We start from the raw sequence: 15248 nt of genomic DNA on the forward strand, positions 1-15248 counted from the left end.
GAGATAAGATCCAGCGCGATCTTGACCCGGAATAGTCCTTTGCGAAAAAGTAAGGGCTGTTCGCACCTGATCTGGATAATGCCAGCGTAGGAATCATGTCATCTCATGTCCCGCGCGGCGGTATTGAGAGGAGATGACATGACAAGGTTGAAACAAGCACTTCTGCCAACACTGACTGTTGCGATATTGCTGATTATCTGGCAGATTGCCGTTATGGCAAATATCATTCCTAACTATCTAGTGCCGTCTCCCTATCAGGTCTTTTTTGCGCTTGTAAAAGACGCTCCTTTGCTTGCGCTCCACACATGGGTAACACTTGAAGAAGCCTTGCTGGGCCTTGCGATTGGCGTAGCGTTAGGTTTTGTAATCGCAGTTATGATGGACCTTTTTGAGTGGCTCTATCACGCATTTTCTCCGCTTATTACGGTATCGCAGACCATTCCTGTGGTAGCTATCGCTCCGCTTTTGGTGCTGTGGATGGGGTTCGGAATTTTGCCTAAGGTAGTTCTCGTGGCGATATCTACCTTTTTCCCGGTTACCGTGGCGCTCATATCGGCCTTCCGATCAATTGATCCCGATGTAATCGATCTTATGAAAACCATGGGTGCGAATCGCACGCAGATTTTCCGTCATGCAAAATTGCCCGCCGCCGCCCGCCAGTTCTTCTCGGGACTGCAAATCAGCGTGACCTATGCCGTGATTGGAGCAGTCATTGCGGAGTGGCTTGGCGGAGACTCGGGCCTTGGCGTCTATATGACGCGAGTGAGAAAAGCCTTCGCCTATGACCGGATGTTTGCGGCCATTGTGGTGGTTTCTGCGCTTTCTCTCTTGTTGATGTGGCTGGTAAACCGCCTTAAAAGGCAACTTATACCATGGGATAAACCAATCAAAAATGAAGTGGAATAGGGGTAAGGAATGAATTGTCATACACATACCGGAGTTCTTTCTACCGAACCTGTCGGAATTCTTTCACGTAAAAACTTTCTGTGGGCGGCGGGCTTCTCGGCAGCTGGACTTGCCCTTGGAGGATGTACGCCGGAACAGCCAAAGGCTCCATTGGGCGAGAAGAACTCCTCGTCTGAAAGCTCCAAGATTACGTTTGTGTTGGATTACACTCCGAACACCAACCATACCGGTATTTATGTTGCCCGGGAAAAAGGTCTCTTCAAAGCTCACGGACTTGAGGTTGAGATTCAGCAGCCTCCCGCGGATGGAGCTGACGCGCTGATTGGTTCCGGCGGCGCGCAGATGGGTGTCTCGTATCAAGATTTTATCGCCAATAACCTAGCTTCCGAGCATCCGCTTCCCTATACCGCCGTGGCTGCCATTATTCAGCACAATCTCTCAGGTATTATGAGTCGTAAAGATGATGGCATTACCCGTCCGCGTGAGATGCAAAACCATACATATGCAACATGGAATCTGCCTGTTGAACAGGCGACGGTTAAGTCTGTGGTTCAGACTGACGGTGGAGATCCTGAAAGCATCAAGATGGTGCCGTATGAGGTTGACGATGAGGTTTTGGGACTTAAGGCCAATATGTTCGATACCGTATGGGTCTACGAGCAGTGGGCGGTTCAAAACGCCGAAGTGCAGGGCTTTCCCTACAATTACTTCTCGTTCCAGTCGATTGATTCGGTCTTTGACATCTATACGCCGGTTATCGCCGCCAACGATGAATACCGGAAGAGTAATCCCGAGGCAGTGAGGGGTTTCCTCGCGGCTGTTAGAGAGGGCTATGAATATGCTGTTTCCAATCCGGAGGACGCGGCCGACATACTGCTGAAGGCCGTTCCTGAGCTTGATCGAGATCTTGTGCATAAGAGCCAGAAGTTCCTCGCCGCTAAGTATATTGACGATGCGGAGAGTTGGGGAGCGATTGATAAAAACCGCTGGTCAAAGTTTTACCAATGGTTGAACGATCAAAAGCTTCTTGAGAAGCAAATTGACGTTGCAGCAGGATTTACCACCGAGTATCTGAAGTAAGTGAGTGGTATGGGATTGGCGAAAACAGCAGCAACGGTAGCGTCAACGGCAACAATGAGCGAGCAAGCAGACGAAAACAGAGCCGCCAGAGATCAAGCCGCCAGGGAACAAGCAACCTCGGTACCTGCCCTTGAGGCCGCGCATCTTGCACTTGCTTGGGGCGATGGCCGAGAAGTCGTCCGCGATATCAGCCTTGCAATCAACCCCGGCGAAGTGTGCTGTCTGGTCGGCCGCTCCGGCTGTGGAAAGACAACGCTTTTACATGCGCTCGCAGGACTTCTCATGCCGCAATCGGGCTCGGTGCTTTTGCATGGCGAAGACGTAACGGGCACGCCGGGGCGCATTGGCTACATGCTTCAGAAGGATCTGCTCTTGCCACACAAGCGCATCGTGGACAATGTTGCGCTTCCGTTGGTGCTTCAGGGTGTTTCTCGACGAGAAGCTCGCGCGCGAGCTCAAGAATTACTGGCACGTATGGGTTTGGGGGAAGTGGCACAAAGCTGGCCTTCCGAGCTTTCGGGTGGCATGAGACAGCGCGCGGCTTTCTTGCGTACCAGCCTGACGGGAACCGATGTAATTCTCTTGGACGAGCCCTTCTCGGCACTTGATGCGCTGACCAGGCGAGAAATGCGTGAGTGGCTTATGGATGCGGTGGCAAAGATGAACATGTCTGCGCTGGTTATCACCCATGACGTGGATGAAGCGGTTTCCATGGCATCGCATATTTTTGTGATGCAGGGAAATCCCGCACAGGGCATTGTGACAAAAATCGTAGGGGAGGTCGTGCCCAAGCGACCTCTGCTGCAAGTTACTTCACGTGACGGCTTAGCTGATACTTCAAAGAGCGCTAGTCCAGCAGTCTCTCCTGTGGCTTTTGAGCTTACAGATGAGTTCTTAGCGGCTAAGCGAGAAGTGCTTGCGCTTTGTCTGTGACAGCTTGTGACGTCAGTGTTTTGGCAATTCTTCTTGACGTGCGATGTCGGCCAGCGTCTTACTATCGAGAAAACTTGAGGTCATCTTGCCAAGATCGCGCCATACCTTAACGGTGGTACAGGACTCCATCTGCGGACAGAGCGACTCATTTGCGCAGCTTAAGCATGCTGCAGGAGCAAGGTTTCCTTCGGTGGCGCGCAAAATCTCGCCGAGCGTGTAATCCTCAGGCTTACGTGTTAGTCGATAACCTCCGCCTTTGCCGCGTAAAGACTCAACGTAGCCAGCCTTGTGCATAAGAGAAATGACCTGTTCAAGGTATTTGCGTGAGATATGCTGACGTTCGGAAACGTCGCCAAGCGAGACCCAGCCGTCATGCACGGCTAAATCTGCCATAGCGCGCAGCGCATACATGCCCTTTGTCGAGAACATGTTTGCCATAGTTACTTCCCGTCCTGAGCGGAACTTTGAGCTCCCTGCGCCTCAAGCATCTCTTCCAAGGTGCGCCATGCCAGCTCAGCACATTTAACACGGGCGGGCATATGAGCGATGTCGTGGAGGATGTTAGCATCCTCCAGCTTTTCCAATGACGCGGCATCGGTTTCCTCGCCGCGTATCATGCGGCCAAAGAGTTGACAGAGCTCAATAGCCTCCGCGGGTGTGCGGCCGACCATAAGATCGCTCATGATATCGGCGCTTGCCTGCGAGATGGCGCATCCATGACCGGTGAACGCGGCTTCCTCAATAGTTCCGTTATCCGCAAGGCGGACAGAAAACGTCAACTCATCGCCGCAGGAGGGATTGATGCCTTCATGCGTGTAGGTTGGATGCTCCATCTCATACTTGTAGTCAGGATGTGAGACGTGATCCATAAATTCTGCGTTATAAAGGTCGTTACCAGTCATGTTGTTGTTCGGCGCCCTTTCATGCCAGTGTTAGTTACCGTTAAAGATAAACCAAATGCGCTAGTTACCGTTAAAGATAGACCAGACGCGCTCAAGTCCAAGAACAAGTCGGTCAATGTCGGACGCGTCATTATAGAACGCCACGCTTGCTCGGCAGGTGCTTGATTGACCAAGCTCCGTAAGAAGCGGCTCAGCGCAGTGATGTCCAGCGCGAATGCATACGTTGTCCATATCGAGAATGGACGAAACGTCGTGCGGGTGAACGCCGCGCACGTTAAAGGAGACAGCTCCGATGTGCCTTGTTCCATCGCGCGGGCCAATGATATCAATAAAATCCAGCTCATTAAGCTGTTCAGTCAGATAGCGGGCGAGAAGTGCTTCTCGCCGCTCAACGGTTGCCATGCCGAGACCCTCAAGATATGCGACAGCTTCTCCTGTAGCGTAAATACCCGCGCCGTCTTGAGTGCCAGCCTCAAATTTCTCGGGGATAGGAGCCCAGACAGCACCGGTTTTTGTGACGGAATCAATCATCTCGCCGCCGGTGAGGAAGGGAGGCATCTGGTTAAGCAGCTCGGACTTTCCCCACAACACGCCGATACCCATAGGTCCGCACATCTTATGAGCCGAGAAGGCCAAAAAATCGCAGTCAAGCGCGCGAACATTAATGGGGAGGTGAGGTGCGCTTTGAGCAGCGTCGACCACCATATAAGCGCCCATGGCATGCGCGCGTTTGGCCAGAGCGGAGACATCGTTGGAAACTCCCAGTACATTGGATACCTGCGTGACTGAAACAATCTTGGCGCGTTCAGTGATTTTGGACTCGAGCTCCTCTTGCGTGATTTTAAAGTCATCGTTCATGTATAGGTACACAAGGTGAGCGCCTGTTTGGGCGCAGATTTGCTGCCAGGGAATGAGGTTGGAATGATGCTCCATAATGGAAATGACCACGTCATCACCGGGCTTCAACACCAAGCGTCCGAGGCTGGATGCCACAAGATTCAATGACTCCGAGGTATTGCGGGTAAAAATAATCTCGCGATCACGCGGCGCGCCATCAGCATCCACCGCTCCGATAAAGCGCGCCAACGCCTTGCGGGCATCTCCGATAGCCGCGGTTGCCTCAACAGAAAGGCGGTACAGGCCACGCAGGGCGTTCGCGTTGATGGTCTCGTAGAAGCGTTTGTGCGCCTCGATGACTGCGCTGGGACGCTGCGAGGTTGCCGCGCTGTCCAAATAAGCGATTTTGGGATTATGGGCCAGGAGAGGAAAGTCTTTCTTATAGGGACTTTCGGTGATTTCAGCGAGCTCTGAGGCGCTAAGACGAGAAGCCATTACGCGACACCGTCCTTAAACGCCAGCTCTGAGGCATCGTCGAAGTCATGAGCAACGTCAGCACCCAGGACCTTCTCGGCACGCTCGACTGCAACGTCATGGGAGAGGGCTTCAGGCGCATGGATGATGGCGTCTTCAAAGAGAGCGCGTACAAAGAGACGCTCCGCTTCACGGCGAGAAAGCCCGCGGGCCTGCAGATATTCGATCTGCTCGGGAGAAACTGATCCGATAGTGGCGCCGTGGTTTCCGGCAACGTCGTCTTCGTCGCAGAGGATGACGGGCATGGTTTTGCTGACAACGTTATCGCCAAGAATCTGCACCGTCTCGGCCTCGTTGCCCTTGGCGTCCTTGGAGCCGCGGATGAGGTCGATAGTGGCGCGCAGGGTCTTTCGCGCGGAGTCGTTCAAGATGCCGGACTCGGCGATTTCGGCGCGCGTGGTCCGTCCGCGCATGCGGGCGACGTGGTTGATGTCGAGAAGTTCCTCGTGATCGGCATGATAGCGGCTGTTCAAGTCAAGATGCGCACGGTCACCCGCGAGGTTGACTGCAAATCCTATGCCGAGAGCGCCTCCGCCAAGCGCATATTGGTGCACGTCAATAAGGGCGTCCTTATGCGCTTCAATGCCGATGCTTTCAAGATGCTGCTGATCATCATCAATGCCGAGCATTTCTATGAGGTGCACATGAGCGCCTGCTTCGGCGACAATACGCACGAGAGCTCCGCTTGTCGCTGGAACGTCCGTATTGTCCGCGCCGTTTGTGTTGTTATTGCCGCCTGCGGCTTCGGCGTTCTTCTCGCCAGCGCGAGCAACGACAACGACAGTTGCTTCAGCGCCTTCGCACACCATAATGCCCGCGTTTGCGCATTCGTTTGTGGCAGCCGATACCGAGATGACAACAGGTTCTTCGCGCTTGGTATGAGCGGGAACTTCATAGTAGGCTGCTTCAAAGACCTGAGAGTCTATGTAGCTTGTGACCTCAGCTCCCATGCCACATTCAATACGCTCAAAAAGACGGGGGAGTGGAAGATATACCGTTCCCGCATTGGTTGTCTTTGGGACTGTCAGCGTCAGCGCGTTAGCGTGCAGGCGGTTCCATGTTTGCGCGGGAGGAACATTGGCGGATTCGATACGGATGTTTTCAGCTCTGTGTTCAGCCATTAGCCAATCGCTCCTTCCATTTCTAGTTTAATAAGATTGTTCATCTCAACGGCGTATTCCATAGGGAGTTCTTTTGAGACGGGATTTGCGAAACCGTTAACCACGAGCGTACGCGCCTCGGATTCAGAACAGCCGCGGCTCATGAGATAGAGGATGGTGTCGTCAGAAATGCGACCGATAGTTGCCTCATGGCCAACCTGCGCGGTGGCGTTTCGGACGTCCATTTCCGGAATAGTGTCTGAGCGGCTGATATCGTCGAGCATGAGCGATTGACAAGAAACAGATACACGGGCGTTGGCCGCTTTGCGTCCAATCGTGACGGCGGAGCGGAAGGTATTGATGCCGCCGTCCTTGGAGATGGACTTCGTGTCAACTGACGCCGTATTGTCAGCGCCGTTAATGATGACCTTGCAACCAGTGTCCAGATCCTGCGTAGCGCCGGCAAAGGTAATGCCCGTAAAATCGCAGTTGGAGCGGTCGCCCTTGAGAATGGTCGATGGGTAGAGATACGAAACGTGGCTGCCAAAAGAGCCGGAGACCCACTCCATGCGGGCGTCAGAGCCGATAAGAGCGCGCTTGGTGTTGAGGTTGTACATGTTCTTGGACCAATTTTCGATGGTTGAGTAGCGCAGTCGCGCTCCGTCTTTGACAAAGAGCTCAACGGCCCCCGCGTGGAGGTTTGCGGCATAGTACTTCGGTGCAGAACAACCTTCAATGAAGTGCAGGTCAGCGCCTTCCTCAACAATAATGAGCGTATGCTCAAACTGTCCGGCACCCTGGGCGTTCAGACGGAAGTAGCTTTGCAGCGGATAGTCAAGGCTCACGCTGGCCGGCACAAAGACAAATGATCCGCCTGACCAGACGGCATAATGAAGCGCCGCGAACTTATGGTCGGAAGGAGGAATCAACGTGCCGAAGTACTGTTTAACAACGGGCTCCCACACAGGGTCATGCAGAGCATCTTCAATCGTGGTGTAAATGACGCCCTGTTTGGCGACCTCTTCACGCATGTTGTGGTAGACAATCTCGGAATCGTATTGAGCGCCGACGCCGGCAAGGCTTTCTGCCTCCGCCTTAGGGATGCCCAGACGCTCAAAGGTGTCACGAATATCTTCGGGAACGTCTTCCCAGTTGTTTGATTGCTTTGTTTGAGGCGAGACGTACGTGGAGATATGATCCATATCAAGTCCTGCAATGGATGGCCCCCAGTTGGACGCCATGGCGCGCGCATGATAGGTTTCCAGCGCCGAAAGGCGGAACTGAAGCATCCATTCCGGTTCGTCTTTTTTGGCCGAGATGGCACGTACAATCTCAGGAGTAAGGCCGTCTTCATAGCGCTCATAGCCCTCTTCGGACTTGGTGAAGTCATACAGGGAGCGGTTAATGTCAGCGACCTCTGACCGCTTCTTCTCGCTCACTCGTGGGCACCGCCTTCGGAAACTTCGACGTCCTTCTCGCGCTCAAAACGTTCGAATCCGGTGCGGTCAATCTCGTCAATGAGAGAGGCGGGACCGTCGGCCACAAGATAGCCTTTAACCATCACGTGCGTGTGATCAACGTCCAGGCGCTCAAGGATGCGGGTGTTGTGGGTGATGATCAAGAGCGAGCCGTCGCAGGATGTGCGGTAAGCTTCGATGCCGCGCGAAACGACAGCGAGCGCATCGATATCCAGGCCGGAATCGGTTTCGTCGAGAATGGCGAGCTTGGGCTTCAACAGCAGAAGCTGAAGCATTTCAATCTTTTTCTTCTCACCGCCTGAGAAGCCTACGTTAAGCTCGCGCATCAGAAAACTCTGGTCAAGCTCAAGCTGGTCGGAAATCTCTCCTACGCGCTTGCGGAAGCTGCGAGCGGTAGCCTTGAGTTCCGGGCGCATCTGCGTGATGGTACGTAGGAAGGAATAGAGAGGCACGCCGGGAATTTCCACGGGCGCCTGATATGAAAGGAACATGCCGGCAAGAGAACGCTTGTCGGGAGAAACGTCGGTGACGTCCTGGCCGTCAAATACGATGGAGCCGGACGTGACGCCGTATGTCGGGTCTCCCATAACAACACGGCCAAGCGTTGACTTGCCCGCGCCGTTCGGCCCCATGAGCACATGGGTTTCACCGAAACCGACGGTGAGATTAATGTCATGCAGAATAGGTTTATCTTCTATACCTGCAGAGACACCGCTTACGCGGAGGAGTGTATCTGTCATATATCTCTCCTGTATCGCTATACGCAGGCCCTGGGTTGGTATGCGCATACTGGTAACGACTGAGTCATACCCGAAGGCTGACTAATTCATACTAAGTTATAGGAATTAAAAAACAAGCCTCGGGGGACAGTTTGTCGAAAAATGTGGAGCGATCTTTATGCGATGCGCAATCTTTTTGCGCAACCTTTTGCGCATGCGGGTATACTTGCACCATCTGTGAATCACGACGGGAGGGTACATGGGCCAGCGAATTCAAGGCACCGAGGATCTGTACGGCGGTTATATGCGCTCATGGGAGCGCATGCAGGATATCGCGCGCCATTTGTTTGGCACCTATGGCTTTGACCGTATTGAAACGCCTGCAATCGAGCAGGTAGACACCTTTGTTCACGGTATCGGCGAGTCAACTGATGTGGTGCGCAAGGAGATATTCCGTGTATTTTCCGGCGCGCTTTTGGAAGACCTTCTGGCTTCGGGAAGCGAGAGGGGCTTGAAGGCTCGTCAGCGCATGGCCATGCGCCCTGAAGGGACTGCAGGCGTCGTGCGTGCGGCTGTCGAGCATAACTTCGTGCCGCAGGGGGCGGCTCCCGCCAAGATGTGGTACGCGGAAGCGATGTTTCGCGGAGAACGTCCGCAAAAAGGAAGGCTTCGCCAGTTCCACCAGGTAGGTGTGGAGTGGCTTGGCGCGTCCGATCCCGCCTCTGACGCTGAGTCCATTATCATGCTCATGCAGTTCTTCCGCGAGTTGGGCTTTGATACGTCGCGTCTGCGACTTGCGATTAATTCGATGGGTGATGCCGCGTGCCGGCCGACATACCGCAAGAAGGTCAGGCGGTTCATTCTTGATCATGCCAATCAGATGTGCGATGACTGTCTAGAGCGCGCTGAGGTCAATCCGTTGCGCGCCTTTGACTGTAAAAACGAAGGTTGCCGCGCTGTCATGATGAGTGCTCCTCTCATTTCCGACAATCTCTGCGACGACTGCCGAGCACATTACGAGCAGGTTAAGGCATATCTTGATGCAGCCGGTATTGCGTATGTTGAAGATCCAACACTGGTGCGCGGTCTCGATTACTATACGCGCACCGTGTTTGAAGTCGAGGCGCTGGACGCAGGCGTCGGTGCCATCGGCGGTGGCGGCCGATACGATGGTCTTATGGAGCTTGAAGGTGGAAAGCCTACGCCAGGCGTTGGCTTTGCCGTCGGCTTTGAGCGCATCATGTTGGCGCTGGCGACACAGGGCATTGAAACGGATATCGCAGCTCCTTGTTGCGTGTACGTTGCAACTACCTCTGCCGAAGAGGCGCGTGAGGCATTTTCTGTCGTGCTCGCACTTCGTGGTGCCGGCATCCGCACGGAAGCTGATCGTACAGGCCGCTCTCTCAAAGCTCAGTTCAAGCAGGCAGATAAGTTGGGAGCAAAGCTTTGTGTCGTGCTCGGACCCGATGAGGTAGCTGCGGGTGTAGCGACGCTTCGGGATATGACAACTCACGAGCAAGTACAGGTTCCTGCAGATCAACTTGTTGAAGAGGTGCGTCAACGCTTGGCGTAGCTTTGAGACTTCCGGCTCAAATGGCGAGAATTACGTAGCTCACAGAAGGTGAAGTGTGTGATTGATTTAGCAAAACTGACGACGGAATCGAGAAATCCTCGAACTATGAATTTGGATGAAATGAGTCCGCTTCAGCTTGTGAGCGTAATGAATCAGGAAGACTTGTGCGTTGTATCCGCCGTTAAGACAGTTCTACCTCAAGTTGCCATTGCTGTTCAATGGGCGAAGGAAGCCTTTGAAGTGGGTGGCCGCCTTATCTATTTTGGAGCGGGGACATCGGGACGTTTGGGAGTATTGGATGCAGTTGAGTGTCCGCCAACGTTTGGCGTGTCATCTGATGTGGTTGTTGGTCTCATAGCAGGTGGCGAAAGAGCTTTCGTACGAGCCGTTGAAGGTGCTGAAGATGATCCTGAACTCTGTAAAAAAGAGCTTATTGCCATCAATTTGAAAGAAAGTGACTTGGCTGTTGGTCTTGCGGCAAGCGGGCGCACACCATATGTCATTGGAGGCTTGCGGTACGCCAAAGAAATTGGTTGCAGAACCGTTGCCATAGCATGTAACAAAAACTCTGCCATAGGAAAGGAAGCAGATTTAGCCATCGAGCCAACGCCAGGTCCGGAAGTTCTTACCGGATCCACTCGCCTAAAAGCGGGTACTGCCCAGAAAATGATTCTCAATATGATCTCAACGGGTTCAATGGTAGGCATTGGAAAGGCGTATCAGAATTTGATGGTTGACGTGCAACAAACTAATAACAAGCTTGTAGTACGAGCCCAAAATATCACTATGGCAGCTACCGGCTGTGCACGGGATGAGGCAGCTGCAGCCTTACATGAAGCAAATGGGAGCGCAAAAGTTGCGATTGTAATGCTTCTTACCAAGGTTTCGGCCAAAGAAGCACAAAACCAACTTGATGCCGCTCAAGGTCATGTGAGAGATGCTCTATAAAAGCCTCTGTACGCACATATTTGTCAGTCGGATCTAGCAATCGGATTTGTCAGTCGGATCTAGCAATCGGATCTGGCAATTGTCATAAAGTTACCGTTCACCGAGTGTTTTATACATGGAGTAACGCTTTATATAACGATGATTAAAATTTCAATTGAGTGTGTTTAATTGCATGAAATGTAAGCGTGCTAAGGTAACTGAGAGAAAGAAGGAAGCATATGGATTACACCAAACTTTCAGGTGACATCCTTGCTGCGGTAGGTGGTAAGGAAAATGTCCTAGGTAATATGGTTTGTATGACACGACTTCGTATTAAAGTAGCCAATCCTGCGAAAGTGAATTCCGAGGCTGTTAAAGCCATTGACGGCGTTATGGGTTTGGTCGAGGATGGCGATAGGCTTGAGGTGGTTCTTGGACCTGGCGTCGTGAATAAAGTAATCGTTGAGTTTGCGAAACTTACCGGCATTGCCGCAGGCGACGTTTCTGATGAGAGTGCTTCTCAGGCAGCAGAAGGTAATAAGGCTGCTCAAAAAGCTACCTATGAGAATAAACCCGTGCAGCGCTTTCTCAAAAAGATCGCGAACATCTTTGTCCCATTGTTGCCCGGTATCATTTCTGCAGGTTTAATCAACGGTATCATCAACGTCATTAACTTCTCAACCAAAAAGGCTTTCGTTGGTGAGTGGTGGTTTGCAGCCATTTGGACCATGGGTTGGGCACTCTTTGCATATCTTCCCATCCTAGCCGGTGAGAATGCCGCCAAAGAGTTTGGTGGCTCTCGAGTGCTGGGAGCCATGGCCGGTGCACTCTCCATCGCTAACGCCGGTATGCCGCTTCTTGCTACTCAGATGGTTGACGGTAAAGCGGTTCGCCTTGTACACCTTCCTTTTGAACTTCCGTCAGTGGCGTTTGCAAACGGTACGTTTACGGTTGGCGCTTCCAATCTTTTTAACGCAGCTGCCGGAGGCATGATTGGTGCAATTATCTGTGCCATTTTCTTTGCGTGGCTCGAGAAGAACTTCCACAAGATTATGCCGAATGTTTTGGATACGTTCTTAACGCCGCTTTGCACGGTTATCGTTGGCGTCATTGCAGCGGTTTTTGTACTTCAGCCGCTCGGCGCATTCCTGACTCAGGCAATCTTCTTCATTCTTCAGTTCTTCTACGACAAGCTCGGCGTTTTTGGCGCCTATCTTCTTGGCTCTACATTCCTGCCTCTAGTTTCTGTGGGCCTTCACCAGGCACTGACTCCAATTCACGTTATGCTGAACAATCCGGAGGGTCCGACTCAAGGTATCAACTTCCTTTTGCCTCTTTTGATGATGGCCGGTGGTGGTCAAGTAGGAGCCGGTCTTGCACTGCTTCTTAAGACCAAAAACACGCGCGTTAAGAAATACCTGACCGAATCTATTCCTGTTGGTATTCTCGGTATTGGCGAGCCTTTGATGTATGCGGTTACCCTGCCTCTTGGAAAGCCGTTTATCACTGCCTGCCTTGGTTCAGGTATCGGTTCCGTTGTGGCTTACCTTTTCCACCTCGGTACGGTCTCCCAAGGTGTCTCGGGTCTCTTTGGCCTCTTAATCGTCCAGCCAGGAAATCAGGTCTTCTACGCGCTTGCCATGATTGTTGCGTATGCATCGGGTTTTGTGCTTACGTGGTTCTTTGGCGTTGACGAAAATCGCATTGACGACGTCTTTGGCAAGTAACATATAACGCCGGGCGATTGTTTTTTCGTACATACTTCCCCTCGCTCAGGCATACTGGGTGAGGGGATTTTGCGAGAAGAACGCGAGCGCTGTGCCCTTCTCGCCATTGAAAGATTTTTGGAGCATAGATGAACACGGGTTTTTCGCTTTATTGCGCAAACGGATATGAAACAAATGTGACAGTTGTTGCGAAAGCAAAAGCCGCCGGTTGTCGGTACGCATTCACTTCTTTGCACATACCGGAAGAAGAGGGGATTGATTATCGCGCGGAGACCGTGCGTTTGCTGAAGCTTTGTAAAGATGCCGGTATTGATCTTATCGCTGACATCTCTCCGGTCACTTTGGGGAAATTAGGCATTACGGATTTTACCTGCCTTAAAGAGTTTGGAATTACGTACGTGCGTCTTGATTTTGGGTTTTCAGCCAAAGAGACGGTGACGCTGTCAAAGAGATTCCACATAGTGTTCAACGCATCTACTATTTTGCATAAGGATATTATTGCATGGCAGGCGGCAGGAGCGGACTTTACGCGTTTTACGGCGTGTCATAATTTTTACCCCAAGCGATTTAGCGCACTTTCGCTTGAGCGCGTGGCTACAATCAATGAGCGCCTTAAAACACAGGGCTTTCAGACCATAGCGTTTGTGCCGGGAGAAACCTATCGAGGACCCCTACATGAGGGGCTGCCCACCGTTGAAAGTCATCGTGGAGATACCGGCGACAAGTTGGTGTGCGATATGCTGGCATTATATGATGCCGCTGCCGATGTGGTAATGATTGGAGATTCTGACGTATCGCATGAGGTTTGGAACCGTATAAGACAACTTGGCGAGAATTGCTTGGAGATCCGAGCAAAGTTGTCGCCGGAATATGAGTATCTGTACGACAGAGATCAGCATGACCGTCCTGATTCGTCAGAGTACTTTATTAGGTCGCAGGAGTCGCGTCTGTGGAAGGATGCTCCGGTTTATGGACCGACTGTCAAACCTGTTGAAAGCACTGTTGAAAGCGTGCCTGCGGGTACGGTGCTGGTAAGCAATTCCGCCTACGGACGCTATGCCGGTGAGCTCTCCATTGCGCGTACCGAACGTCCCTTGGATGCCCGTGACACCGTTGCAGGACACGTGGTTGCTGCTGATATGGAATTTTTGCCGTACCTGCATTCGGGACGGGGATTTAAGCTTATCCGTTAAATGTTTAAGCCCCAAGACCTTCTCGACATCTTTCCAACAGTGCGGATGTGGAGGTATAATGATGTTTTAAATACTGAGCTACGAATGATATGTCGCAGCTGATTGTGATGGCTTTAAGTTCGTTTTTCCGGTGACAGAAAAGGCATGGTAGTGTCAGGCGGAAAGGAAGTTGTCATGAAGGTTAGTAGACGGGCGTTTCTTCTTATTGCAGCATATGCCGCTTCTCTTATCGGAGCGCCAAGGACTGTGCTTGCGGCGGGAAAGAAAGAATCGAACAGGGTTCAGTTTACAGAAGAAATGGCGCTTGAGTTCGCTAAGACATTCGTCCAAGGTATGGGAGAAACTTCTGGCCTTGTGCCTACTGGGACTACGAAAATCTATGATCCTGATTTGGGTGCCATCGGATATATAGTTGATATAGCTGATACGTTCGGAAGTCCTCATGGATATATTATTTACGACGTGACTGATGACAGTTTGATTTCCGAATACTCTTTTGAACCTGATGTGATTAGTCCGTATGCATCAGTTTCTCAAGATGTACCTATGCTTTATCGTGATGATGACTCTTCGGTAATTGCTCTCAAGACAGGACCGTTCTCCTACGTTGCTGTTGAGAGGGATTCTGGGATAGTCCTTAGCGCTCCAGAGCCGTATGGGTATGATTCGGATGCGGTTATTCCGCTGAGTAGTACTCCTGATTCGGGCAGTTGGAATGATATATTTTTTGCAGACAATCTCTCAGTAAATCCTAGATTCAAGATTATTGAGAAAGCATATTCCTCAGGAGAGTTTATTGCTTATCGAGAAGATATCATCAAACAAAAAACAAAAAGTTATGCATGTGGTGTTTCGGCTTTGTTATGCTGCGCAGAGTTCTATATTCCAGCTGAATCATTTTTTAAGTATGGAACAAAATACCATTACGATACTCTTTGGTCACTTTCTAATACTAAAGAGATCTATTCGTCAGGTGGAGTTAAATTTGGCTCTACTAATTTTAGTGACTTGGGTCCCGCATTAGTTTCATATTGTTCGCAGTATTGGCAAACGATACAGTTTGAATCTTCGACAACTCCTGTATTTTTAAAATTTAAAAATACAGTTATTAGCAAAAACTTTGGAATCTTTGGTTGTGGAATTAATCAAAATGGACAGCGTAAAGGACATATCATGCCAGTTGAAGGATATATGCGGTTTCAAATTGCAGAGTCTATGGGGAGTTTTATGGCCGCTCTTTGTGTGTCGGACGGATGGTATGGCACAGCTCGATACCTTAACCCTAACTATGCAAGATATACTGATACTTTCGGTGTATTTTTTTCACGATAGACAGTGT

14 protein-coding genes are annotated in these 15248 nt (G+C 51.4%); 8 read left to right on the forward strand and 6 right to left on the reverse strand.

Features of this window, described 5'->3' with window-relative positions; all coding sequences use genetic code 11:
- Positions 1 to 138: 138 nt before the first annotated feature.
- Genes HMPREF1527_RS00215 through HMPREF1527_RS00225 form a run of 3 tightly spaced genes read left to right on the forward strand, consistent with a single transcriptional unit; the run spans position 139 to position 2919 of the window.
- Entirely contained in the window at positions 139 to 906 is a 768-nt protein-coding gene (locus HMPREF1527_RS00215) for an ABC transporter permease (protein ID WP_016476687.1), read from the forward strand.
- A gap of 9 nt (positions 907 to 915) precedes the next feature.
- On the forward strand, positions 916 to 1986 hold the full coding sequence (locus tag HMPREF1527_RS00220; RefSeq protein ID WP_016476688.1) for an ABC transporter substrate-binding protein: 1071 nt from the start codon (positions 916 to 918) through the stop codon (positions 1984 to 1986).
- Complete coding sequence (locus HMPREF1527_RS00225) at positions 1987 to 2919, forward strand: ABC transporter ATP-binding protein (RefSeq protein ID WP_016476689.1); 933 nt, start codon at positions 1987 to 1989, stop codon at positions 2917 to 2919.
- A 12-nt stretch (positions 2920 to 2931) separates the two neighbouring features.
- On the opposite strand, the gene HMPREF1527_RS00230 is transcribed toward HMPREF1527_RS00225, so the two are convergent.
- Genes HMPREF1527_RS00230 through sufC form a run of 6 tightly spaced genes read right to left on the reverse strand, consistent with a single transcriptional unit; the run spans position 2932 to position 8510 of the window.
- Positions 2932 to 3357, reverse strand: coding sequence for an Rrf2 family transcriptional regulator (locus tag HMPREF1527_RS00230; RefSeq protein ID WP_016476690.1), 426 nt, complete (start codon positions 3355 to 3357; stop codon positions 2932 to 2934).
- Positions 3358 to 3359: 2 nt separating this feature from the next.
- Positions 3360 to 3821 carry a Fe-S cluster assembly sulfur transfer protein SufU gene (gene sufU, locus HMPREF1527_RS00235; protein WP_016476691.1) on the reverse strand — a complete coding sequence of 154 codons (462 nt, stop codon included), beginning with the start codon at positions 3819 to 3821 and terminating at the stop codon, positions 3360 to 3362.
- A 60-nt stretch (positions 3822 to 3881) separates the two neighbouring features.
- Entirely contained in the window at positions 3882 to 5153 is a 1272-nt protein-coding gene (locus tag HMPREF1527_RS00240) for an aminotransferase class V-fold PLP-dependent enzyme (protein ID WP_016476692.1), read from the reverse strand.
- On the reverse strand, positions 5153 to 6313 hold the full coding sequence (locus HMPREF1527_RS00245; protein ID WP_016476693.1) for a SufD family Fe-S cluster assembly protein: 1161 nt from the start codon (positions 6311 to 6313) through the stop codon (positions 5153 to 5155). The genes HMPREF1527_RS00240 and HMPREF1527_RS00245 overlap by 1 nt, the downstream gene beginning before the upstream one ends.
- A complete protein-coding gene (gene sufB / locus HMPREF1527_RS00250) occupies positions 6313 to 7731 on the reverse strand; it encodes a Fe-S cluster assembly protein SufB (RefSeq protein WP_016476694.1) in 1419 nt (472 codons plus the stop codon). The genes HMPREF1527_RS00245 and sufB overlap by 1 nt, the downstream gene beginning before the upstream one ends.
- The gene (sufC, locus tag HMPREF1527_RS00255; RefSeq protein WP_016476695.1) at positions 7728 to 8510 is read right to left on the reverse strand and encodes a Fe-S cluster assembly ATPase SufC; all 783 of its coding nucleotides are present in this window, start codon (positions 8508 to 8510) and stop codon (positions 7728 to 7730) included. The genes sufB and sufC overlap by 4 nt, the downstream gene beginning before the upstream one ends.
- 238 nt (positions 8511 to 8748) lie before the next feature.
- On the opposite strand from sufC, the gene hisS reads away from it, so the two are divergent.
- The 5 genes from hisS to HMPREF1527_RS00280 all read left to right on the forward strand — a co-directional run bounded on the left by hisS (position 8749) and on the right by HMPREF1527_RS00280 (position 15241).
- Positions 8749 to 10062 (forward strand): histidine--tRNA ligase, encoded by a 1314-nt coding sequence (gene hisS, locus HMPREF1527_RS00260; RefSeq protein ID WP_016476696.1) that lies wholly within the window; start codon positions 8749 to 8751, stop codon positions 10060 to 10062.
- Between the two features lie 57 nt (positions 10063 to 10119).
- Positions 10120 to 11010 carry an N-acetylmuramic acid 6-phosphate etherase gene (murQ, locus tag HMPREF1527_RS00265; protein WP_016476697.1) on the forward strand — a complete coding sequence of 297 codons (891 nt, stop codon included), beginning with the start codon at positions 10120 to 10122 and terminating at the stop codon, positions 11008 to 11010.
- 218 nt (positions 11011 to 11228) lie between these two features.
- The gene (locus HMPREF1527_RS00270; protein WP_016476698.1) at positions 11229 to 12716 is read left to right on the forward strand and encodes a PTS transporter subunit EIIC; all 1488 of its coding nucleotides are present in this window, start codon (positions 11229 to 11231) and stop codon (positions 12714 to 12716) included.
- Between the two features lie 128 nt (positions 12717 to 12844).
- On the forward strand, positions 12845 to 13909 hold the full coding sequence (locus tag HMPREF1527_RS00275) for a MupG family TIM beta-alpha barrel fold protein (RefSeq protein ID WP_016476699.1): 1065 nt from the start codon (positions 12845 to 12847) through the stop codon (positions 13907 to 13909).
- Positions 13910 to 14083: 174 nt separating this feature from the next.
- Positions 14084 to 15241: a hypothetical protein gene (locus HMPREF1527_RS00280; RefSeq protein WP_016476700.1), complete on the forward strand. Its 1158-nt coding sequence runs from the start codon at positions 14084 to 14086 to the stop codon at positions 15239 to 15241.
- Positions 15242 to 15248 lie beyond the last annotated feature (7 nt).

Origin of the sequence: Atopobium sp. oral taxon 199 str. F0494, from assembly GCF_000411555.1 — a bacterium.
Classification (GTDB): domain Bacteria; phylum Actinomycetota; class Coriobacteriia; order Coriobacteriales; family Atopobiaceae; genus Lancefieldella.